Below are 22535 nucleotides of genomic sequence, written 5' to 3' on the forward strand. Positions count from 1 at the left end.
ATCTGGCCCTTCAGGCCATTCGCTAATTTGGTTTAGATGCTCAGTACTTTGTCGCCGCGGGCAATCCCGGTGACGCCACTGCGTACGGTTTCCAGAATCGAGGCAGTCCCGATCGATTGAATGAAGCTGTCGAGCTTGTCGCTGGTACCGGTCAATTGAACGGTATACACGCTAGCGCTGACATCAACGATCTGCCCACGATAAATATCGGTGGTGCGCTTGATCTCGGCGCGCTGGGCGCCGGTGGCCTTGACCTTGACCAGCATCAGTTCGCGCTCGATGTGAGCACTTTCCGACAGGTCGACCAGTTTTACCACTTCGATCAGTTTGTTCAGGTTCTTGGTGATCTGTTCGATGACTTCATCATGGCCAACAGTGGTCAGCGTCAGACGCGACAGAGTCGGGTCTTCGGTGGGTGCCACGGTCAGGCTTTCGATGTTGTAGTTGCGCTGCGAGAACAGGCCGACTACACGAGACAGAGCGCCCGGTTCGTTTTCCAGAAGCAAGGAAATAATGTGCCGCATGATTAAGTACGCTCCGTCTTGCTCAGCCACATATCGCGCATGGAGCCGTCTTTGATCTGCATCGGGTAGACGTGCTCGCTGGTGTCGACCGAAATATCGATAACCACCAGGCGATCTTTCATGGCGAACGCCTCTTCCATCTTCGACTTCAAATCTTTCGATTCGGTGATGCGCACGCCAACGTGACCGTAGGCCTCGGCCAGCTTGACGAAGTCAGGCAACGATTCCATGTAGGAGTGCGAGTGGCGGCTGCCATAACTCATGTCCTGCCACTGGCGAACCATACCCAGTACACCGTTATTCAGAATGACGATCTTCACCGGTAAACCGTATTGCAGGCAGGTCGACAGTTCCTGAATGTTCATCTGGATGCTGCCCTCGCCCGTTACGCAGGCGACGTCGTCATCCGGGAAGCTCAGCTTGATGCCCATGGCCGCCGGAAAACCGAAGCCCATGGTGCCCAGGCCACCGGAGTTGATCCAGCGGTTTGGCTTGTTGAACGTGTAGTACTGCGCAGCGAACATTTGGTGCTGGCCCACGTCGGAGGTCACAAAGGCATCGCCCTTGGTCACTTCGCACAGGGTTTCGATCACGGTCTGCGGCTTGATCACGCTCCCGTCGCCCTTGTCGTAAGGGAACAGGCCGCGGTCGCCGCGCCACTCATCGACTTGCTTCCACCAGCTGGCAACGGACTCCTTGTTCGGGGTCTCGCCGATTTCCTTGAGGATCGCGACCATTTCGGTCAGGACACTCTCGACTGGACCGACGATAGGCACGTCTGCCTTGATGGTCTTGGAAATCGAAGCCGGGTCGATGTCGATGTGAATGATCTTGGCATTCGGACAGAACTTGGCCGGGCCGTTGATCACGCGGTCATCGAAACGCGCGCCGACTGCAAGGATCACATCGGCATGGTGCATCGCCAGGTTGGCGGTGTAGCTGCCGTGCATGCCGAGCATGCCAATGAACTGACGGTCGGTGCCAGGGTAGGCACCCAGGCCCATCAGGGTATTGGTCACTGGCAGATTGAGCATTTTTGCCAGTTCGGTCAGCGGCGCGGAGCCACCTCCGAGAATCACGCCGCCGCCTGCATAAAGCACAGGACGCTTGGCCGCCAGGAGCATTTCGGCTGCCTTGCGGATTTGCCCGGAGTGACCGCGAACGGCCGGGCTGTAGGAACGCAGCTTGGCTTTTTTCGGGAAGATGTATTCGAACTTCTCGGCCGGGTTGGTCATGTCTTTCGGGATATCGACAACGACCGGACCAGGACGACCGGATTGCGCCAGGTAGAACGCCTTCTTCATGACTTCCGGGATTTCCGACGCATGCTTGATCATGAAGCTGTGCTTCACGATCGGCCGGGAGATACCGATCATGTCGGTTTCCTGGAATGCATCGGTACCTACCATGGTGCTAGGCACCTGGCCGGAAATGATCACCATCGGAATGGAGTCCATGTAGGCCGTGGCAATACCGGTGATGGCGTTGGTTGCGCCCGGACCGGAAGTCACCAGTACCACGCCGGCTTTACCGGTGGCACGGGCATAACCGTCGGCCATATGGGTCGCAGCCTGCTCGTGACGAACCAGGATGTGGGTCACTTCCGGTTCTTTGAACAGGGCATCGTAGACATGAAGAAGAGCACCGCCCGGGTACCCGTAGATATATTTGACGCCTTCGTCACGCAAAAAGCGGACGAGCATCTCACCGCCAGATAAAAGCTCCACGTTGTTCACCTCTAAAACGCCAGAATACCGTCCACATACATGAGGACGGGTCTTAATAGGTTTACTTCTCGGCAGAGCATGAGCGACGGTGGTCGCCGACTACGTCAGCACTGACTGAGCAAGTATTGGGAACGTCCCAAGTGTTGCGGGCCTTTCCCACCCAGCGCGAGGTAACGCGTTGCGGGTGTAACAGGTCGGCGCGGATGTGCGCCTCATGATCTACCGAGTGGGTCTGCTTCTGGCAGTCCCTCTACAGCGGACTTTGGATTCTTCTGTTTCGCCCATCGCAAGTCAAGCCGTCAATGTGCTTTATTCGAACTAAGCGCATGAGAACGCAAGAAAAAACCTTTAAACCGCAACTGTGTTAGCTTCGATTGCGCACCCATGACAAGGAAATGGCATGCGAACGTTCTTCTTCACCGCCGGCTTGCTGATCAGCCTGAGCCCTTTGTGCATGGCGGGTCAGATCTATAAATGGGTCGATGCCCAGGGCGTTACTCATTTCGATGCGCAACCACCCCCAGGCCAGGAGCCGACCCTCGTGGTGACACCCGCCCCGCCCGTCGGCAAACCGAGCGCGCCGCCGCGCAGCAACGTCATAGGCGATCAACGGGCCATCGACAACAAAGTGAAAAAGCAGGTCGCCGAGCAGCAAGACCAGCTAAAAGTATTCTGCGAACAGGCCCGAACGAACCTGGCTCAACTGCAGAATAATCCGCGACTACGGGAGGATGTCGAGGGTGAGATGCGCCGCCTGACCGACCAACAACGTCAGGAGCGCATCACCGAAGCACAGAAACAGATTGTGAAAAACTGCCAATAGAAGGAGTCAGCGGGAGGCGGTGATCAACAGGTCGAACTCTTTGAGCAAGACCTGAAGCTGCCGGTCCTTGCCCTGGACGTTGCGGGCGGCGAAGACCATTTCGGCCATCTCCTGAATACCCGACGCGTTCGGCAAGGGCAGATCCTGCTCCAGGATCGCTTTCATGCGCGGCAGGAAAATCCATTGCAGCCATTGCTCGAAATCCAGCGTATCCACCGAAAATGGCTCGACACTGGATAGCGCTTCAGCGGACGGCGCGACTTCGTCCCACCAGCCCTGGACACGCAGTTCGCGCTCGATCAACAGCAACTGCTCGGCAATCTTCGGGAAGCGTGCATCCATCACAGCGAGACCTTGGCCTTCTGACGAGCCAACGCTGCACCGGCGGAGTCACCCTGCTTCTCACGAGCCTGGGCGATCAATTCCCACAGGCTGGCCTGAAGGGCCGGACGACCACTGGCGAACGTCAAACCACGACGAGCGAATTGCTCGGCCTGTGCCGCATCGCCTTGGGCCATACGTACCTGGGCCAGGCGATAAAGTACTTGCGGCTCACGCGGCGCGACACGCTGGGCGCGCTCGAGACTCGAAGACGCACCATTAAGGTCGCCGCTGGCCTGTTGCTGCTGGGCAGTGGTCAACAACGCCAGGACCGGACCGTCCAGTTGCTCATCGGCAGACAGGCCGCCGGAACTCGAAGGAATCCCGCTCGGCGTCGACGGCATGCTGTAGCTGCCCTGATTGATCGGTGCCGACTGAACCGGCGAGGTATCGATCGGCCCCGGAGTGATCGGGCCTGGGGTAATCGGCGAAGTGCTGATCGGGGCCGAGGAAACCGCGCCACCACCCGGTACCATCACGACAACGCCAGTGTCACCTTGCGGGATTGCCTGAGTCTGGGCTTGTGCAGGACGTTTTACCGTCGTCTGACGGTAACCGCCATTCGCCTGTATCCGTTCACTGTTCGAAACGGCACTGCCGGCATCCACAACCGGAATCGAACCACGCTGTACGGTGGAGCAGCCGCTGAGCAAAGCCACGGCGGTCACTGCTGGAATCAACCACTTGTTCACTTGAAACCCTCTTCGCTTAATTCATCCAGCCCTTGACCCAATCCATCACCGATTCTGCAGGGCTTTCGCCACCGCAAGCAGCACCGGGAGGCGGTTCGCTGCCGCGAATATACGGCATCTGCACCGCGCCTGGGCAGCTGCCTTCAGAACCTTGCCCGGTGCGTGAATCGACCCAGGCCTGAACAATGTTGTCTGGCTGCGGCATGTCCAGCGGCAGCGGATCGGCCTTGCGCATGAAACTGGTCCACACCTGTAACGCACCGGTGGCACCGGTGAACGGCGTCTTGCCGTTATCATCGCGCCCCAGCCAGACCACTGCCAGCAGATCCTGACTGAAACCGGCGAACCAGCTGTCCCGCGAATCGTTACTGGTACCGGTCTTGCCGGCCAGGGTCAGGGTTTTTGGTAACACGTTGTAAACCGAGCTGCCCGTACCTTCACGCATGACCCGTTGCATGGCGCTCTGGATCAGGTAAATGGACGCCGGATCGAATTGCTGCTGAATCTGGAACGGATAACGCTTGAGCGGTTCGCCCTCGGCAGTCAGCACGCTGCGAATCCCGCGCATCGGCGTATTGAACCCGCCATTGGCGAGCGTCTGGTACATGGTCGCCACTTCGATCGGGGTCATACCGCCGGCACCCAGCAACATCGACGGGAACGCCGGAAATTCCCGCGTCACGCCCAGGCGCGCCAGGGTCTTCAAGACATTCGGTACGCCCACCGCCAAGCCAAGACGCGCGGTCGACAGGTTGTAGGAATGCGCCAACCCTTGATACAGGAACACCGTACCGTGGGAACGGCGATCATAGTTCTGCGGTTTCCAGACCTGACCGTCCGCGCCTTTGACCGAGAAGTAGTCGTCCGACAACCAACTGGTCAGCGTGTACTGGCTCGGCTTCTCAAGGGCTGTCAGATAAACCGCCGGCTTGATCAACGAGCCGATCGGTCGTACCGCGTCCAGCGCCCGGTTGAAGCCGGCAAAACTCGCCTGACGACTACCGATCATGGCCTGGACTTCGCCGGTTTCCGGGTTGGTCACGACCATGGCCGCTTCAACCTCATCGGAACCCTTGCGCCCGGACAGACGCTTGAACGTGTCGTTGACCGATGCTTCGGCCTTCATCTGCAGGATCGGGTCGAAACTGGTGAAGATCCGCAGACCTTCTTCGGTCAAGTCTTCGTCGCGGTAGTCTTCGCGCAACTGACGTTTAACCAGGTCGAGGAAGCCAGGGAACGAGCTGTCGGCCAACTTGCCGCGAGTGGTCACACCCAGTGGCATTTTCTTCGCTGCCTCAACCTGCTCGGCGGTGGCAACGCCTTGTTCCGCTAGAACATCGAGCACCAGATTGCGCCGCTCCAGCGCCCGCTCAGGGTTGCGACGCGGGTTGTAATAGGACGGCCCCTTGACCATACCCACCAGCAAAGCGACTTGATGCAGTTTCAGCTCGGACAATGGCTGCCCGAAGAAGAATTGGCTGGCCAGGCCGAAACCGTGCACCGCGCGCTGACCATCCTGGCCGACGAACACTTCATTGAGGTAAGCCTCAAGAATTTCGCGCTTGTCGTAATGCAACTCAAGCAACAACGCCATCATGGCTTCGGTGAGCTTACGGGTCAGGCTGCGTTCGCTGGTGAGGTAGAAGTTCTTGACCAATTGTTGCGTCAGCGTACTGCCGCCCTGGGTCATCTTGCCGCCCGAGGTGTTGACGTAGATGGCTCGGGCAATCGACTTCGGCGACACGCCCCAGTGGCTGTAGAAATCCCGGTCTTCTACGGCAACCAGGGTTTCGAGCAGATACGGCGGAACCTGATCGATCTTGATCAGGATGCGGTCTTCAAGGTTTTTCGGGTAAATCCCGCCGATCAGCAGCGGCTCCAGTCGCACCACAGAAAGCTTCGAACCGTTGGTCGCCGAAAGCTCGGCCACGTAATCGCCGGAGAACCGCACGCGCACGGGCTGAGCCGTCTCCATGCCTTCATAGAACTGGAAGCCCCGGGTATTCAAGTCGACGGTATTGCCATTGACCGCCGCCGCACCGGGGCCGTTGCTGACGGCTTCGCGTCGGTAGCCCAAGGCATCGAGCTCGGTGAGGAAGTCTTCCTTGCTCAGCTTTTGGCCAGTGAACAGTTCAAGCGGGCGCGCGTACACCTTGGCCGGAATGGTCCAGCGCTTGCCGGAGAACTTCTCCTGGACCACTGCGTCGAGGTAAACCGCGAACCCGGCAAGCACCACAAGGCCGACCAGGCTGAGTTTAAGGGCCCAGCCCAGCCAGGGGCGCATGCCTCTGGAAGGTGGTTTTTTTGGGGTGCGGGGGGATCGAGTTCGAGTCATGGCGGCGGATTATACGCACTTTATTCATACTCAACAGAAGCCCGCTGAGGTTTGCGTCGGGCGGACTTGCGGCCATAATGGCGGCCTTGAATTTTCCCCAGACTCTGAAGGATCGCCTGTGAGCCAGTCCCTGATCGCTGCCCTGCAAAACCCGGCCCTCTACCCGCATCCCGTAGAAGGGTTCCAGGTCATCGAGACCCATATTTCCTGGGTGCTGCTCACCGGCCCCTATGCTTATAAAGTGAAGAAGCCAGTGAATTTCGGCTTCCTCGATTTCACCAGCCTCCAGGCGCGCGAGCATTTTTGCGCTGAAGAACTGCGTCTGAACCAGCGCCTGACCCATGATTTGTATCTTGAAGTGTTGCCGATTACTGGCAGCGCCGAGGCGCCACAACTGGGTGGCGAGGGTTCGGTTGTCGATTACGCCCTGAAAATGCGTCAGTTCCCACAAAGCCAATTGCTCAGCACCTTGCAAGCCAACGGCGAATTGACCACCACGCACATCGACGAGATGGCCGCGCAAATCGCTCAATTCCACCTCAGCGCGCCAAAAGTACCTGCCGAACATGAAGCTGGCACGCCGGACAGCGTGATGGCGCCGGTACGGCAGAACTTCGAACAGATCCGCCCGTTCCTCAGCGACAAGGCCGATCTGCTGCAACTCGATGCACTGCAAGCCTGGGCCGAAAGCAGCTTCGAACGCCTCAAGCCGCTGTTCGCCCAGCGCAAGGCCGACGGTTTCATTCGTGAATGCCACGGTGACATTCACTTGGGCAACGCTACCGTGATCGACGGCAACGTGGTGATCTTCGACTGCATCGAGTTCAACGAACCGTTCCGCTTCACTGACGTTTACGCCGACACCGGTTTCCTGGCCATGGACCTGGAAGACCGTGGCCTCAAGAGCCTGGCACGCCGTTTCATCAGCCAATACCTGGAGCTGACCGGCGACTATCAGGGCCTTGAGCTGCTGAACTTCTACAAAGCCTACCGCGCACTGGTTCGCGCCAAGGTCAGCCTGTTCAGCATGCCCGCCGAGGCCGATCCGGTGCAGCGCGCCACTACTCTGCGTCAGTACCGCAACTACGCTAACCTGGCGGAAAGCTACAGCACCATTCCTTCGCGCTTCCTGGCGATTACCCACGGTGTTTCCGCCGTCGGCAAGAGTCACGTGGCCATGCGCCTGGTGGAAGCCCTCGGCGCCATTCGCCTGCGTTCCGACGTCGAGCGCAAGCGTATGTTCGGCGAGCAAACCGTACCGAACGACCCGCAGGCTGGCATCTATAGTGCTGACGCCAGCGCTGCCACCTACAGCCGCCTGCATGAAGTTGTCGATGTCATTCTGCGTGCCGGTTTCCCGGTGGTGGTCGATGCCACGTACCTCAAGCGCGACCAACGCGACGGCGCGGCAAAAATCGCCGAAGCCACGGGTGCGCCGTTCCTGATCCTCGACTGCGAAGCACCGCAAGCGGTGATCGAGAGCTGGCTGAAGCAACGTCAGGCAGACAATAACGATCCGTCCGACGCCAACCTGACCGTTATCGCCGCCCAACAAGCCAGCCGCGAGGCCCTGACGCCAGCAGAAATTCTGTGCAGCAAACGCGTCCAGACCAATGAAAGTGGCACGCTCGATACCGTCGTTGCGCAGATTCGCCAACGTCTGCCAGGCCTGTAAGAAACTATTTCAACCGTGAAGCCTTCATCGGCTTCACGGCTGTCAAATAGTGGCACTATACTGGCGTCATAAAACCATCAGGTGATGTGACATGAGCCAGCCGAAACTTCTCGACACCCCGCTTTATGCCTTGCTGCACAAAGACGACATCACAGGCTTTAACAACGAACGCCCGAAAGATGGACCTATCGACATGGTCGGTGGCGACTTCCGTGGTCTCGATCTGCGTGAACTGAACGCCGACGGCGTCGACTTCACCGATGCCTATTTCCGCTCTGCCGACTTGCGCGGCATCGACTTTCGCAACGCTTCCCTGGAAGGGGCGAGCCTGGCCCACGCGCAGATCTCCGGCGCCTACTTCCCGCCAGAGCTGAGTGCCGATGAGATTCTGATGTCGATGAATTTCGGTACGCGACTGCGTTATCGCACCCGCTAAAAGCGACGTTCTACCAGGTCCGGCGCCCCTGCTTTGCGCTGGACTCTGTACTTTTTTTCTACCCTGAAACTCAATCCTCCGCCCTTCTTCCGACTGCACTCGCAGCCTTTTCACGCCCCTTCTTGAGCCTGTTTCTTAGAAGCTTTTGCGTCGAAACCGACCAAACAATCACGCTTTTCCTACTGATGGCTACACTGCTGAGAGGCTCGCCCACGCACCGTTCGGCTGTCGCAAGGAGGCTTGATGAATGATGAACTGCAACACCTGAAAAATCTTGGCAAGACGTCGGCGCAATGGCTGCACGCCGTGGGCATCCACAGTGCCTCGGACTTGCGTCGGCTGGGAGCTGTGGATGCTTATCGGGCCGTGCGCACGCGCGGTTTTCGGGCTTCCAAGGTGTTGTTGTATGCGATCGAAGGCGCACTGATGGATGTTCACTGGAACGACATTCCCGCCGAACGCAAGGAAGCCCTGAACAAACAGCTGGACGCTATCTCGTCACGCCACAAGATTTGAACGGGTAATTACGCTTACGCACACAGCCTGAAGACCAATGATTGCAGGGCCTTCACCAAGGGAACTGGTGAGATCCACAGAAATTGAAAATCAGCGGTTGACTTGGTAATGAGAATCGCTATGATTATCACAACTGGTCGCGAGACTGGTCGATATTCTGAAAAGCCCTTGGTTCGGACTCTCAGATTATCTCCTCATCAGGCTAATCACGGTTATTTGACCCGGCTCTTGCCGGGTCTTTTTTTGCCTGTGGAAAACTCGCCAGATTTTACTGCCCTGACTGCTTGCCGAACTGTTTACGCATTTGCGCGCAGTAATCCTGCGGTGGCGTGGCGGGCGTATACCAAACGTAATCGGCCATGGCCGGCGTGATCTCAGCGCCCTGCTCCGCCAGCATCAATACCATCGGCGATTCGGGCTCATCCAGATCCAGCACATGGATCGGCACCCCGACATCCTTACGCACGTGGTACGCGCCGGCAAACAGCAGTGAAGGCGTTGGTGCGGCCAGTAATCGCTCGGCCATCCGCCGATCACGCTGCTGCTGGACGGCCAGCATCGCGGGCATTTGCGATGTGGGCAGCAAGCCACAATGTGAATCGCTGATTTGTGCCAGCAACGTCTCTTTGACCATCGGGGTATTGAAACGCGAACCGCTCAATGTCGGCGGTTTGGCATAGACAGTACGGATTTCAAGCGTATCCAGATTGGCCGCCAGCAACGGGTACGGCTGAGTCAGGGCAAAACCAACGATCGGCCCGTACAGATTCCACTCCCAACCCGGTTGCCAGGCCAATGCATTGGGCAAGTCAGCGGGTAGCGGTGAAGAGTGCTTAACATGATCGACGCGCACTTGTTGATCCGGCGTGAGCATTTCCAGCAGTAGACTGCCTTGGGGCCGCCGCTCACCCAGCGCCTGTAATAACCACAATTGCAGTTGATGGTGATCACGATTGTCATGCTGCTCGCCGACGATCAACCGCGAAGGCTGGGCTAACCGTGCAAGCAGTTCCTGCGCCGTCAGTGTTTGACCGCTGCGCAAGTCCCGGATCTCGCCGCTGACGGGTGGCGGCACTACCGGCACATGCTGACAGGCACTCAGTAACAGCACAGCCAGGATCACCATCACACGCATGTTTTCACCTCGATGAAATGCTCAGCGGGCGATGATCAGCGGATGCCCACGCTCCGGGTGCGGCTGCACCAGTACTTCCAACCCGAACACGGCCTTGAGTGGTTCCGGGCGCAGCACCTGCTCCGGCGTATCCAGCGCCACGGGACGCCCACCTTCGAGCAGTAATAGACGATCACAATAGCGTGCCGCCAGATTCAGATCATGCAGGATCACCAGCACCGCAGCGCCACGATCGGCGAATTCGCGCACAGCTTGCAGAGTGGTGTGTTGATGCAGCGGGTCGAGCATCGATGTCGGCTCATCGAGCAACAATGTTTGCCCCGCCTCCCCCGGCCAGAGCTGCGCCAACACCCGCGCCAGATGCACCCGCTGACGCTCACCGCCAGACAGCGCCAGATAGCTGCGTCCACTCAGGTGCCGCGCATCAGCCGCGTGCAGCGCGGCGGCGACGATTTCGTCATCCCGGACCCGGCCGCTTTGATAAGGCAAACGGCCCATGCCGACCACTTCTTCGACGCGAAAGGCAAAATCCAGGGTCGACACCTGCGGCAACACCGCCAAACGCTGGGCTCGCTGCGCCCCGGCCCAATGACTCAGTTCGCGCTCATCGAGCCAGACACTGCCGTGGTCCGCCTGCAATTCGCCGCAGAGGGCGCCGAGCAATGTGCTTTTACCGGCACCGTTGGGGCCCAGCACGCCGAGGACTTCGCCCGGTTTAAGCTCAAGGGTGATGTCGGTGAGAACAATCTTTCGACTGCGGCGGATTTGCAGGTTCTGCGTTCGCAACATCAGGCACGCCCTCTGAGCAGTAGATACAGAAAGAACGGTGCGCCGATGAAGGCCGTGACGATCCCGATCGGCAACTCGGCCGGCGCCAGGGCCAGTCGCGCCACCAGATCAGCAAACAATAAGAGACTGGCGCCCGCCAATACCGACGCCGGCAACAGCACCCGATGATCGGGGCCGGCCAGCAGCCGTACCAGATGCGGCACCACCAGGCCGACAAACCCGATCATCCCCGCTGCCGCGACCGCCGCACCGACGCCCAGCGCCGTACAGAACACCAGTTCGCGCTTAAGGCCTTCGACATCGATACCCAGGTGACCGGCCTCCGACTCCCCGAGCAACAATGCATTCAAGGCCTTGGCCCGACGCGGCAACCACAGTGCCACACCGGTGCTCACCAGTAGCAACGGCCAAAGTCGTGAATAACTGGCGCCGTTAAGGCTGCCCAGGTTCCAGAACGTCAGGGTGCGCAGGGTCGCGTCATCCGCCAGATAGGTGAACAACCCTACCGCCGAGCCGGCCAGGGCAGTCAATGCAATACCGGCCAGCAGCATGGTGGCGACGTTGGTCTGGCCATTGCGCCGCCCCAGTCGATAGACCAGCGCCGTTACGCCTAACCCGCCGAGAAACGCACACACCGACAACAGATAAGGCCCGAAGGATTCAGGCAGACCGCCGAACACCGATCCACCGACAATCGCGATGGCGGCGCCCAATGCCGCGCCACTGGAGACCCCCACCAATCCCGGATCGGCCAGCGGATTGCGAAACAAGCCCTGCATTGCCACGCCGGACAGCGCCAGCACGCCGCCCACCGCCAAGCCCAGCAAGGTTCGTGGCAAGCGAATCTGCCCGAGGATCAGCTCCGCCTGCTCCAGCCCATCGGGAGCGATCGGTACACCGATCAGCCGCAACGCCGCACGCAACGTATCGAACAACGGCAAACTCACCGGCCCCAACGCCAACGACAACCAGATCGCCAGCAAACACAGCAGGCTCAGGCCAATGAATAGCGCACGGGGTTTAACCAGAAAAGTCATTGGCCGGTCGTACCGGGATAGAACTCGTCAGACAGCCTGATCAGGCTTTCCGGCAACCGTGGCCCCAGCCCCCCCACCAACAACGTCGGGTCCAGCTCCATGACTCGCCCGTCCTTGGCCGCGCGGGTGGACGAGAGGATCGGATTCTCCTTGAACAGCGCCGCCCGCGCCGCATCGCCCGTCAGCGCACGGTCGGCAAACACCAGCACTTCGGGATTGAGACTGGCCAGGGACTCGACAGAAAACGGTTTGTAGCCAGTATGGGTTGCCAGATTGTGGCCACCGGCCTGTCGCAGCAACCAATCGGCGGCGGTGTCTTTACCGGCAATCAACGGTTTGCCGCCCGCGTGGCCCAACAGCAGCAATACGCCCGGCGCTTTGTGTTTGAGTTGCGCCTGACTGACCCGCGCTTGTTGCTGATCGAGTTGCTGTTGATAAGTCAAAAACACTTGCGAAGCACGATCTTCAGCCCCCAACAATTTGCCCAAATGCTGCAAGTTACCCTGCAACGTCGGCAAATCTGGCTGGGCCGAGAACAGTTCGACCTGAACGCCCGCGCTGCGAATCTGTGAAAGCACCGGTGGCGGCCCCATTTCTTCGGTGCCCACCAGGATCTGCGGGCGCAGACTCAGAACGCCTTCTGCCGAGAGTTGCCGTTGATAGCCGATGCTCGGCAGTGTCTTCAGCGATTCGGGATGCTGACTGGTGGTATCGACACCCACCAGTTTCGACTCACCGCCCAGTGCGCTGACCCATTCCGACAAGGCACCACCAGCACTGACCCAACGTTGCGGCAACTCGGTTGCCCAAGCCTGGTGACTGACGAGCAGGCCGACACAGAGCGCAGCAACGCGGGTACTCAGGCGCATAAACAGCTTCCTTTAAAGGGTTTCCCGGGCATCGAGATGACAAGCCAAGTATCCTCGGCATCCGGCAATCGCCCCGTGGGCGAACGGCCATTTGATAATTGTTTGCATTTGAACGTCAAGCTCGGACATATCTGGTCACGAGCTGTGGGCTTTGAGGATAGACATGAAGCTTCTTTGCACAGGCGCCGAATTGGCTGACGCCAGCAGTCGCGGTTTCGACGTCGACGGTCAGAAGCTTCTGGCCGTGCGCCGGGGTGGCCGAGTGTATGTGTATGAAAATCGCTGCCCGCACCGGGGCGTCGGACTGGAATGGAAGCCCGATCAGTTTCTCGACCCCAGCAACAGCCTGATCCAATGCGCCACCCACGGCGCATTGTTTCTGATCGAAGACGGCGAATGCGTCGCCGGCCCGTGCGCCGGGCAATCCCTGACCACCATCCCCTGCCACGAAGACGAGCAAGGGATCTGGGTCACGCTCTAACCGTTTAACAGCACTTCCAGCCGCCGATCGACCACCATCTCTTCGTGGGTCAAGTGCACGCCATACGCCAGCACTTCGACCCCGCACGCCACCGCTTCACGTAACGCAGCCGCATAGGCCGAATCGATTTCTTCAGCAGGACGCACGGAGTCGATGCCGGTCAGGTTCACGCAATACAACTGCACGGCACGAATCCCGTCCCGGGCCAAATGCGCCAACTCCCGCAAATGCTTGGCCCCACGCTGGGTGACTGCGTCGGGAAATGCCGCCACCAACGAGCCATCGAAGCCCAGGGTGACGCTTTTGACTTCCACATACGCTGGCCCGCTCGGGTAATCGAGACGGAAATCGATGCGGCTGCTCTCCTGACCGTAGGCCACTTCGCGCTTCAGTTCGGTAAAGCCGTTCAGCTCGGTGATGACATTGGCCCGCAACGCCTCCTCGATCAAACCGTTGGCGCGCCCGGTGTTTACACAGAACAACCGCCCTTGCGGGGTTTCCCCGACTTCCCAGGTGCCGGGCAATTTACGCTTGGGGTCGTTGGAACGGCTGAACCAGACTTGCCCGCCTTCGACTTGGCAATTAAGCATCGAACCGGTGTTAGGGCAGTGAATGGTCAGCAACTCGCCGCTAACGGTTTCGATATCGGCGAGAAAACGTTTGTAGCGACGAATCAAGCGACCTTCTTCGAGGGGAGGATGAAAGCGCATCAGCCTTGCCAACTCTTCAAACCGCGAGCGATCCGTTCGACCGCTTCCTGCAAGCGTGGAAGACTCTGGGTGTAGGCAAACCGCACATGATGCCCGGCCTGATAACGACCGAAGTCCAGGCCCGGCGTAATCGCGACGTGTTCGGTTTCGAGAAAATGTCGGCAAAACGCGAAGGCATCGCCGCCGAACTTGCTGATATCAGCGTACAAATAGAAAGCACCTTCCGGCTCTACGGCAATACCGAAGCCCAATTCACGCAGGGCTGGCAGCAGGAAATCACGACGTCGTCCGAACTCGGCGCGGCGCTCCTCGAAAATTTGAATAGTGGCGGGTTCGAAGCAAGCCAATGCAGCGTGCTGGGCCATGCTCGGCGCGCTGATGTAGAGGTTCTGGGCGAGTTTTTCCAGCTCACCGACCGCCGCTTCTGGCGCTACCAGCCAACCGAGGCGCCAGCCGGTCATGCCGAAATACTTGGAAAAACTATTGAGGACGAAGGCGCTGTCATCGACTTCCAGCACGCTGGCCGCGTCCGTGCCGTAAGTCAGGCCATGGTAGATCTCGTCGACCACCAAGTGGCCGTGGCGGGCCTTGATGGCTGCAGAGAGCCCGGCCAACTCGTCGCGGGTCAAGATGGTCCCGGTCGGGTTGGCCGGCGATGCCACCAGGGCGCCGACGCTGTCGTGGTCCCAATGACGCGCAACCAGATCCGGGGTCAGCTGATAACGCACGTCCGGGCCGACCGGCACCAGTTGCGCCGCGCCTTCCACCAACCGCAGGAAGTGCCGGTTGCACGGGTAACCCGGGTCTGCCAGCAGCCAATGCTTGCCTGGGTCCACCAGCAAGGCACTGGCCAACAGCAACGCGCCTGAACCGCCGGGCGTGATGAGAATTCGTTGCGGATCGATGTTCAGCCCGTAACGTTGCTGATAAAAGCCCGAAATGGCTTCACGCAGCTCAGGAATGCCGCGGGCAGCGGTGTAACGAGTCTTCCCCGCCGTCAGCGCGGCCTGGCCGGCCTGGATGATCGGCTCGGCGGTGGTGAAGTCCGGCTCGCCGATTTCCAGGTGAATCACGTCGTGCCCGGCTGCTTGCAGCTCGTTGGCTCGCGCCAGCAGGGCCATGACGTGAAATGGTTCGATAGCGCGACTGCGCGCACTGTAGGACAGAGCCATTAGCCTTCCTTACAACGGGGAAAAGAACCGATTCTACCCAAGCACAGGAACGAGCGAGAACCTAAAGCGGTCAGAGCCCATATAACGCTGGTCTCAAACGGTTCAAGCGTATGCTCCAGGTTTGACTAAAATCAATAATTGATCAGGTCTCCAGAGCCACCAGGCAAGGCTTTGCAATCTTTTGTAAGCGCCACGGGCCGCGGGCTCGACATCCGGGAGTAGCGCGGTCCGATTTGATCTGGTAAGTTCGCCCGCTTGCAGCCGCAGGGCCGGCAGGTGTCGGTGATGGAGCAATCCTGCGCAATGGATTACAAGAGTAGAGGCGGTCCATTTCATGCCCACCCAAGCAAAGCAGCAAAATCAGTCGATCAGCGGCTTCGAACCCTACAAAGAAGTGAAGGGCGAAGAGTACATGGGCAAGCCCATGCGCGCTCACTTCACCAAGATCCTGAACAAGTGGAAACAGGACTTGATGCAGGAAGTCGACCGTACTGTTGATCACATGAAAGACGAAGCGGCCAACTTTCCTGACCCGGCAGACCGTGCCAGCCAGGAAGAGGAATTCAGCCTCGAATTGCGCGCCCGCGATCGCGAGCGCAAGCTGATCAAGAAAATCGACAAAACCCTGCAATTGATCGAAGACGAAGAATACGGCTGGTGCGAGTCCTGCGGCGTCGAAATCGGCGTCAAGCGACTGGAAGCCCGCCCTACCGCCGACATGTGCGTTGACTGCAAGACCCTGGCGGAAATCAAGGAAAAGCAAGTCGGCAAGTAATCTTTGCGACTTGAACGAAGAACGGAGCGTGCGAACGCTCCGTTTTTTGTTTCTGACATTTGCTGATTTGTTGCGTCTTTAAAATCGCCTTCGCGAGCAAGCTTCGCTCCTACAAAGGCAGCGCAATTTCCTGTAGGAGCTGAGCTTGCTCGCGAAGGCGGCTTCAAGCCATGCTCAAAACGATTGAACAGCCTGACATCGCTCTTATGACCACCATCGCCTCCCCCGCCTACATTGGGCGCTTCGCCCCTACGCCCAGCGGGCATCTGCATTTCGGTTCACTGGTCGCAGCACTGGCCTCGTACCTCGACGCCCGTTCGGTCGGCGGCCGCTGGCTGGTGCGCATGGAGGATCTCGATCCGCCACGGGAAGAGCCTGGCGCTCAGGCGGCGATTCTCAAGGCGCTGGAAGGCTACGGGTTCGAGTGGGATGGCGACATGGTCCGACAGAGTGACCGGCACGCGGCCTATGACGAAGTCATCAATCGCCTGTTCAATCAGGGCCTGGCCTACGCTTGCACCTGTTCGCGCAAGCAATTGGAGCCGTATCACGGCATCTATCCCGGGTTCTGCCGCAACGCGGGGCATGGCACCGAGAACGCGGCGATCCGCCTGCGTGTACCGGAGCTGGAATACCACTTCATCGACCGGGTGCAGGGCGAATTCCGTCAACACCTGGGCCGGGAAGTCGGTGATTTCGTGATCCGCCGTCGCGACGGGCTTTACGCCTATCAATTGGCGGTGGTACTGGACGACGCCTGGCAAGGCATCACCGATATCGTGCGCGGCGCCGATCTGCTGGATTCCACGCCACGCCAGCTCTATCTGCAAGAACTGCTGGGCCTGCGGCAACCGCGCTACCTGCACATCCCGCTGATTACCCAGCCGGACGGCCACAAACTCGGCAAATCCTATCGCTCGCCGCCGCTGACCGAAGATCAGGCCACGCCGCTGTTGCTGCGCGCATTGCGGGCGCTGGGGCACAAACCCGCGACCGAACTGAATGACGCCACGCCACGGGAAGTGCTGAACTGGGGGATTACCCACTGGGATGCATCGCTGATCCCGCGCACACTGACGTTGCCTGAAGCGCAACTGCAGTGATGCCACTTGCAGTGGCGCGCCCATCCGTTACCATCGCCGCACGTTTTCGGGCACGCGCATAAAAAAGAGAGGCCGGGATGTACATCTATCGCTTGGTCCTGCTCCTGGTAGTGGGGATTTATCTGTTCTCCCCGGCCATCATGGATTGGTGGATCGACGCCACGGGCGCCTGGTATCGCCCTTATTTGCTCTGGCTGATCCTGATCGTCGTGACCTTCATCCTGCAGAGCCAAAAAGATGCCGATGAGCTTTAGCCTGACCCAGATGATCCTGATCAGCGCCGCGTACCTGGCGGTGCTGTTCGGCGTGGCCTGGATCAGCGAACGGGGGATGATCCCCCGGGCGATCATTCGCCACCCGCTGACGTACACCCTGTCGCTGGGCGTCTACGCCAGTGCCTGGGCGTTTTACGGCACGGTGGGCCTGGCCTATCAGTACGGCTACGGTTTTCTGTCCAGCTACCTCGGGGTTTCCGGGGCCTTTCTGCTGGCGCCGGTGCTTTTGTACCCGATCCTTAAAATCACCCGCACTTATCAGCTCTCGTCCCTGGCCGACCTGTTCGCGTTTCGTTTCCGCAGCACCTGGGCCGGCGCACTGACGACAATTTTCATGCTGATTGGCGTGCTGCCGTTGCTGGCGCTGCAGATTCAGGCAGTGGCCGACTCCATCAGCATCCTCACCCGCGAGCCGGTGCAGCATCGCGTGGCCCTGAGCTTCTGCGCACTGATTACGCTGTTCACGATTTTCTTCGGCTCACGCCACATCGCTACCCGCGAGAAACATGAAGGTCTGGTGTTCGCGATTGCCTTCGAGTCGGTGATCAAACTGATCGCGATTGGCGGCGTCGGCCTGTATGCGCTGTATGGCGTGTTTGATGGCCCGCAGCAGCTGGAACTGTGGCTGCTGCAAAACCAGACCGCCCTCGCCGCCCTGCACACGCCATTGCAGGAAGGCCCGTGGCGCACGCTGCTGCTGGTGTTCTTCGCCTCGGCGATTGTGATGCCGCACATGTACCACATGACGTTTACCGAGAACCTCAACCCGCGCTCGCTGGTCAGTGCGAGCTGGGGTCTGCCGCTGTTTCTGCTGTTGATGAGCCTCGCGGTGCCGCTGATTCTCTGGGCCGGGCTGAAACTCGGCGCCACGACCAATCCGGAATACTTCACCCTGGGCATCGGCATCGCCGCCAACAACAAAGCCCTGGCGCTATTGGCCTATGTCGGCGGATTGTCAGCGGCCAGCGGTTTGATCATCGTCACCACGCTGGCGCTCTCCGGGATGGCGCTGAACCATCTGGTGCTGCCGCTCTATCAGCCGCCGGCCGAAGGCAATATTTACCGTTGGCTGAAATGGACCCGCCGGGCGCTGATCGTCGCGATCATCATGGCCGGTTACGGTTTCTACCTGATGCTGGGTGCCGAGCAGGACCTGGCCAACCTCGGCATCGTCGCCTTCGTCGCCACGTTGCAGTTCCTGCCGGGGGTGTTGTCGGTACTGTACTGGCCGACCGCCAACCGTCGCGGCTTCATCGCAGGCCTGCTGGCGGGGATTCTGGTGTGGATGGTGACTATGCTGCTGCCGCTGGTCGGCAATCTGCAAGGCTTCTACATTCCACTGCTGAACATGATTTATGTGCTGGACGACACCAGCTGGCACATGGCAGCAATCGCCTCGCTGGCCGCCAACGTGCTGATGTTCACGCTGATCTCGTTGTTCACCAACGCCAGCCCCGAAGAGGCCAGCGCCGCCGAAGCCTGTGCGGTGGATAACGTTCGCCGCCCGCAACGCCGCGAACTGCACGCGGCCTCGCCCCAGGAATTCGCCACGCAGCTTGCAAAACCATTGGGCGCCAAGGCTGCACAGAAAGAAGTCGAACAGGCGCTGCGTGACCTCTATCTGCCGTTCGACGAGCGCCGGCCGTATGCCTTGCGTCGCTTGCGTGACCGTATCGAAGCCAACCTTTCCGGCCTGATGGGCCCGAGCGTGGCGCAGGACATGGTCGAAACCTTCCTGCCCTACAAGGCTGGCGGCGAAAACTACGTCACCGAAGACATCCACTTCATCGAAAGCCGTCTTGAGGATTACCACTCGCGCCTCACCGGTCTTGCCGCCGAACTCGATGCCCTGCGCCGCTACCATCGCCAGACCTTGCAGGAACTGCCGATGGGCGTGTGCTCGCTGGCCAAGGATCAGGAAATCCTCATGTGGAACAAAGCCATGGAGGAGCTGACCGGGATTGCCGCGCAGCGTGTGGTCGGTTCGCGCCTGAGCACCATCGGCGATCCGTGGAGAGAGCTGCTGCAAGGCTTCATCAATCTACCGGACGAGCATTTGCACAAACAGCACCTGGCCCTCGACGGTCAGACGCGCTGGCTGAACCTGCACAAAGCGGCGATCGATGAGCCGCTGGCGCCGGGTAACAGTGGCCTGGTGCTGCTGGTGGAAGATTTGACCGAAACCCAGATGCTCGAAGACAAACTGGTGCACTCCGAGCGCCTGGCCAGCATCGGTCGACTGGCGGCCGGCGTGGCCCATGAAATCGGCAACCCGATCACCGGCATTGCCTGTCTCGCGCAAAACTTGCGCGAAGAGCGTGAAGAAGACGCCGAACTCACGGAAATCAGTGGGCAGATCCTCGAGCAGACCAAACGCGTGTCACGCATCGTTCAGTCGCTGATGAGCTTCGCCCATGCCGGCAGTTATCAGCACAGTGACGAGCCCGTCTGTCTGGCGGAAGTGGCCCAGGATGCCATCGGCCTGCTGGCCTTGAACCGGCGCAATTTCGAAGTACAGTTCTATAATCTGTGCGATCCCGACCACTGGGTCGAAGGTGACCCACAGCGGCTCGCCCAGGTATTGATCAACCTGCTCTCAAACGCCCGCGACGCCTCGCCTCCGGGCAGTGCTGTACGAGTCAAGAGCGAAGCCGGCGAACACACGGTCGATCTGATCGTCGAAGACGAAGGCAGCGGTATTCCCTCGAGCATCATGGACCGATTGTTCGAACCTTTCTTCACCACCAAAGACCCTGGCGAAGGCACCGGTCTGGGCCTTGCACTGGTCTATTCCATCGTTGAAGAGCATTATGGACAAATCACCATCGACAGCCCGGCTGATGTTCAAAGCCAACGCGGCACCCGTATCCGGGTAACTTTGCCGCGTCATGTCGAAGCGACGTCCGCTGTGAACTGAGACCGTCGAGAGTATCGAATCAATGCCGCACATTTTGATCGTCGAAGACGAAACAATTATCCGCTCCGCCTTGCGCCGTCTGCTGGAACGTAACCAGTACCAGGTCAGCGAAGCCGGATCCGTGCAGGAAGCACAAGAGCGTTTCAGCATCCCCACATTTGACCTGATCGTCAGCGACCTGCGTCTGCCGGGCGCACCTGGTACCGAGTTGATCAAACTTGGCCAGGGCACTCCGGTGCTGATCATGACCAGTTACGCCAGCCTGCGTTCGGCCGTCGACTCCATGAAAATGGGCGCGGTGGATTACATCGCCAAGCCTTTCGATCACGACGAAATGCTTCAGGCCGTCGCGCGAATCCTGCGTGACCGGCAATCGGCGCAAGCCAGCGGTGAACCGGTCGTCGGCAAAACGAGCAATGGCGCCGCGAAAAACGGTGTCGACAACAGTAACGGCGAAATCGGCATTATCGGCTCCTGCCCACCGATGCAGGACCTGTACAGCAAGATCCGTAAAGTCGCGCCAACCGATTCCAATGTCCTGATCCAGGGTGAATCCGGTACAGGTAAAGAACTGGTAGCACGCGCCCTGCACAACCTGTCCAAACGCGCCAAGGCGCCGATGATCTCGGTGAACTGCGCGGCCATTCCGGAAAGCCTGATCGAGTCCGAACTGTTCGGCCACGAAAAAGGCGCGTTTACTGGCGCCAGTGCCGGGCGTGCCGGGTTGGTGGAAGCGGCGGACGGCGGCACCTTGTTCCTCGATGAAATCGGTGAACTGCCACTGGAAGCGCAGGCCCGCCTGCTGCGTGTGTTGCAGGAAGGGGAAATCCGCCGGGTCGGTTCGGTGCAGTCGCAGAAGGTTGATGTACGCCTGATCGCCGCCACCCACCGGGACCTCAAGAGCCTGGCGAAGATTGGCCAGTTCCGTGAAGACTTGTATTACCGTCTTCACGTGATCGCTTTGAAGCTGCCGGCCCTGCGCGAGCGCGGCGCGGACGTCAATGAAATTGCCACTGCATTCCTCGCGCGGCAGAGCGCGCGAGTCAACCGCACCGATCTGAAGTTCGCCCTGGATGCCGAACAGGCCATTCGGCATTACTCCTGGCCGGGTAACGTTCGCGAATTGGAAAACGCGGTCGAACGTGCGGTGATCCTGTGCGAGAGCCCGGAGATTTCCGCCGAGCTGCTGGGCATCGACATCGAACTGAGCGATCTGGATGACGATGACTTCATCGGTCTGGCGCCCCAGCAGGGCAACGGCGCCGGTAACACCAGCCACGAACCGACCGAAGATTTGTCCCTGGAAGACTACTTCCAGCATTTCGTTCTCGAGCATCAGGACCACATGACCGAAACCGAGTTGGCCCGCAAACTCGGGGTCAGTCGCAAATGCCTGTGGGAGCGCCGTCAGCGCCTGGGCATTCCGCGGCGCAAGACCGGGGTGGCCAGCGAGAGCTGAACCGCACCTGTCGGATGTGCGGGTAACACATGACATTGTGAAAAAACTGTTACCTCAGCTTTTTCGCGTAACAGAAGCCGGGGCTTACGGTAACGAAGCCCCGGTTTTTTTGGGCCTCGAAAAACACCATTAGCCCGCCTAACCCCTTGTTTTACTGGACTTCACAAAAGTTGGCACGCACCCTGCTATATGTTCAGTACAAGAACAATAACAAGCAATGTACAAGACAATAAAAATAAGACGAATCGACTCACGCACAATAAAAACAAGACGGCGAGAGGCGTAGCTAACTGATTCTTTTGGAGAGGCGTTGCATTTGGGGCTTGCCCCACGACCAGGCCGAGAATAATAAAAAACTGTCCCAAGACAGTGCCTGAACTGGTTGGATCGAACGATCATAGCAACACAGCGACCAAAGCAATCCGTTTGCTCTTGGCTCCCGATTGGGAGGGTCATGAAGGAAAACTTCATGGCGAGGGCACTCAACAAAAACAAGAAGCCCGAAACCAATAATAAAAATAGAGCATGCAACTACTTCTTGGGGAGCTTCGGCTCCCCTTGTGGTTTCTGGCGTTTGGCCTGTGGCGAGGGGGCTTGCCCCCGCTGGGTTGCGAAGCAGCCCCAAGCTCTTGAGCGTTCCGAAATCATGCCAGTGCTGGGGCAAGCCCCCTCGCCACGCGGCAGCTGCTACAGAACCAATGCCT

At 59.3% G+C, this 22535-nt stretch carries 21 protein-coding genes; 10 read left to right on the forward strand and 11 right to left on the reverse strand.

Annotated elements, in window-relative coordinates:
- Positions 1 to 32: 32 nt before the first annotated feature.
- Both ilvN and AB7M22_RS22300 read right to left on the reverse strand, forming a co-directional pair.
- Positions 33 to 524: an acetolactate synthase small subunit gene (ilvN, locus tag AB7M22_RS22295; protein ID WP_003176102.1), complete on the reverse strand. Its 492-nt coding sequence runs from the start codon at positions 522 to 524 to the stop codon at positions 33 to 35.
- 2 nt (positions 525 to 526) lie between these two features.
- On the reverse strand, positions 527 to 2251 hold the full coding sequence (locus tag AB7M22_RS22300; RefSeq protein WP_030130347.1) for an acetolactate synthase 3 large subunit: 1725 nt from the start codon (positions 2249 to 2251) through the stop codon (positions 527 to 529).
- 400 nt (positions 2252 to 2651) lie between these two features.
- Here AB7M22_RS22300 and AB7M22_RS22305 point away from each other — a divergent pair, with 400 nt between their 5' ends.
- A complete protein-coding gene (locus AB7M22_RS22305) occupies positions 2652 to 3074 on the forward strand; it encodes a DUF4124 domain-containing protein (protein WP_454187805.1) in 423 nt (140 codons plus the stop codon).
- A gap of 6 nt (positions 3075 to 3080) precedes the next feature.
- Here AB7M22_RS22305 and AB7M22_RS22310 read toward each other — a convergent pair whose 3' ends face one another.
- Genes AB7M22_RS22310 through mrcB form a run of 3 tightly spaced genes read right to left on the reverse strand, consistent with a single transcriptional unit; the run spans position 3081 to position 6482 of the window.
- Positions 3081 to 3416 (reverse strand): YqcC family protein, encoded by a 336-nt coding sequence (locus tag AB7M22_RS22310; RefSeq protein WP_007902060.1) that lies wholly within the window; start codon positions 3414 to 3416, stop codon positions 3081 to 3083.
- Positions 3416 to 4147, reverse strand: a complete 732-nt coding sequence (locus AB7M22_RS22315; protein WP_454187806.1) for a tetratricopeptide repeat protein — start codon at positions 4145 to 4147, stop codon at positions 3416 to 3418. The genes AB7M22_RS22310 and AB7M22_RS22315 overlap by 1 nt, the downstream gene beginning before the upstream one ends.
- A 16-nt stretch (positions 4148 to 4163) precedes the next feature.
- Positions 4164 to 6482, reverse strand: coding sequence for a penicillin-binding protein 1B (gene mrcB, locus AB7M22_RS22320; protein ID WP_454187807.1), 2319 nt, complete (start codon positions 6480 to 6482; stop codon positions 4164 to 4166).
- A 118-nt stretch (positions 6483 to 6600) separates the two neighbouring features.
- Between mrcB and AB7M22_RS22325 the strand changes: the two genes are divergently transcribed.
- The 3 genes from AB7M22_RS22325 to AB7M22_RS22335 all read left to right on the forward strand — a co-directional run bounded on the left by AB7M22_RS22325 (position 6601) and on the right by AB7M22_RS22335 (position 9109).
- The gene (locus AB7M22_RS22325) at positions 6601 to 8157 is read left to right on the forward strand and encodes a bifunctional aminoglycoside phosphotransferase/ATP-binding protein (protein ID WP_454187808.1); all 1557 of its coding nucleotides are present in this window, start codon (positions 6601 to 6603) and stop codon (positions 8155 to 8157) included.
- 91 nt (positions 8158 to 8248) lie between these two features.
- The gene (locus AB7M22_RS22330) at positions 8249 to 8593 is read left to right on the forward strand and encodes a pentapeptide repeat-containing protein (RefSeq protein WP_008015079.1); all 345 of its coding nucleotides are present in this window, start codon (positions 8249 to 8251) and stop codon (positions 8591 to 8593) included.
- A 243-nt stretch (positions 8594 to 8836) separates the two neighbouring features.
- A complete protein-coding gene (locus AB7M22_RS22335; RefSeq protein WP_007902045.1) occupies positions 8837 to 9109 on the forward strand; it encodes a TfoX/Sxy family protein in 273 nt (90 codons plus the stop codon).
- Between the two features lie 268 nt (positions 9110 to 9377).
- Here AB7M22_RS22335 and AB7M22_RS22340 read toward each other — a convergent pair whose 3' ends face one another.
- Genes AB7M22_RS22340 through AB7M22_RS22355 form a run of 4 tightly spaced genes read right to left on the reverse strand, consistent with a single transcriptional unit; the run spans position 9378 to position 12939 of the window.
- A complete protein-coding gene (locus tag AB7M22_RS22340; protein WP_454187809.1) occupies positions 9378 to 10244 on the reverse strand; it encodes a ChaN family lipoprotein in 867 nt (288 codons plus the stop codon).
- Positions 10245 to 10265: 21 nt separating this feature from the next.
- Positions 10266 to 11033, reverse strand: coding sequence for a heme ABC transporter ATP-binding protein (locus AB7M22_RS22345; protein WP_454187810.1), 768 nt, complete (start codon positions 11031 to 11033; stop codon positions 10266 to 10268).
- Positions 11033 to 12016 carry a FecCD family ABC transporter permease gene (locus tag AB7M22_RS22350; RefSeq protein WP_454188846.1) on the reverse strand — a complete coding sequence of 328 codons (984 nt, stop codon included), beginning with the start codon at positions 12014 to 12016 and terminating at the stop codon, positions 11033 to 11035. The genes AB7M22_RS22345 and AB7M22_RS22350 overlap by 1 nt, the downstream gene beginning before the upstream one ends.
- Before the next feature lie 50 nt (positions 12017 to 12066).
- Positions 12067 to 12939, reverse strand: coding sequence for a heme/hemin ABC transporter substrate-binding protein (locus AB7M22_RS22355; RefSeq protein WP_454187811.1), 873 nt, complete (start codon positions 12937 to 12939; stop codon positions 12067 to 12069).
- 163 nt (positions 12940 to 13102) lie between these two features.
- Here AB7M22_RS22355 and AB7M22_RS22360 point away from each other — a divergent pair, with 163 nt between their 5' ends.
- A complete protein-coding gene (locus AB7M22_RS22360) occupies positions 13103 to 13420 on the forward strand; it encodes a Rieske (2Fe-2S) protein (RefSeq protein ID WP_063342511.1) in 318 nt (105 codons plus the stop codon).
- Here the strand turns inward: AB7M22_RS22360 and sfsA are convergent.
- Both sfsA and AB7M22_RS22370 read right to left on the reverse strand, forming a co-directional pair.
- On the reverse strand, positions 13417 to 14130 hold the full coding sequence (sfsA, locus tag AB7M22_RS22365) for a DNA/RNA nuclease SfsA (protein ID WP_008068517.1): 714 nt from the start codon (positions 14128 to 14130) through the stop codon (positions 13417 to 13419). The genes AB7M22_RS22360 and sfsA overlap by 4 nt on opposite strands.
- Complete coding sequence (locus AB7M22_RS22370) at positions 14130 to 15302, reverse strand: pyridoxal phosphate-dependent aminotransferase (protein WP_008015090.1); 1173 nt, start codon at positions 15300 to 15302, stop codon at positions 14130 to 14132. Before AB7M22_RS22370 ends, sfsA begins: the two co-directional genes overlap by 1 nt.
- A 334-nt stretch (positions 15303 to 15636) precedes the next feature.
- Between AB7M22_RS22370 and dksA the strand changes: the two genes are divergently transcribed.
- The 5 genes from dksA (at position 15637) to AB7M22_RS22395 (ending at position 21831) form a co-directional block, all read left to right on the forward strand.
- Complete coding sequence (gene dksA / locus AB7M22_RS22375; RefSeq protein ID WP_007902025.1) at positions 15637 to 16077, forward strand: RNA polymerase-binding protein DksA; 441 nt, start codon at positions 15637 to 15639, stop codon at positions 16075 to 16077.
- A 206-nt stretch (positions 16078 to 16283) separates the two neighbouring features.
- Entirely contained in the window at positions 16284 to 17180 is an 897-nt protein-coding gene (gluQRS, locus tag AB7M22_RS22380; protein ID WP_454188847.1) for a tRNA glutamyl-Q(34) synthetase GluQRS, read from the forward strand.
- A gap of 77 nt (positions 17181 to 17257) precedes the next feature.
- Positions 17258 to 17434, forward strand: coding sequence for a hypothetical protein (locus AB7M22_RS22385; protein ID WP_003176118.1), 177 nt, complete (start codon positions 17258 to 17260; stop codon positions 17432 to 17434).
- Complete coding sequence (locus AB7M22_RS22390) at positions 17418 to 20372, forward strand: sensor histidine kinase (protein ID WP_454187812.1); 2955 nt, start codon at positions 17418 to 17420, stop codon at positions 20370 to 20372. The genes AB7M22_RS22385 and AB7M22_RS22390 overlap by 17 nt, the downstream gene beginning before the upstream one ends.
- A gap of 22 nt (positions 20373 to 20394) precedes the next feature.
- A complete protein-coding gene (locus tag AB7M22_RS22395) occupies positions 20395 to 21831 on the forward strand; it encodes a sigma-54-dependent transcriptional regulator (RefSeq protein WP_008015096.1) in 1437 nt (478 codons plus the stop codon).
- The last annotated feature ends 704 nt before the right edge of the window (positions 21832 to 22535 follow it).

It is taken from the genome of Pseudomonas sp. ADAK2 TE3594 (assembly GCF_053628675.1).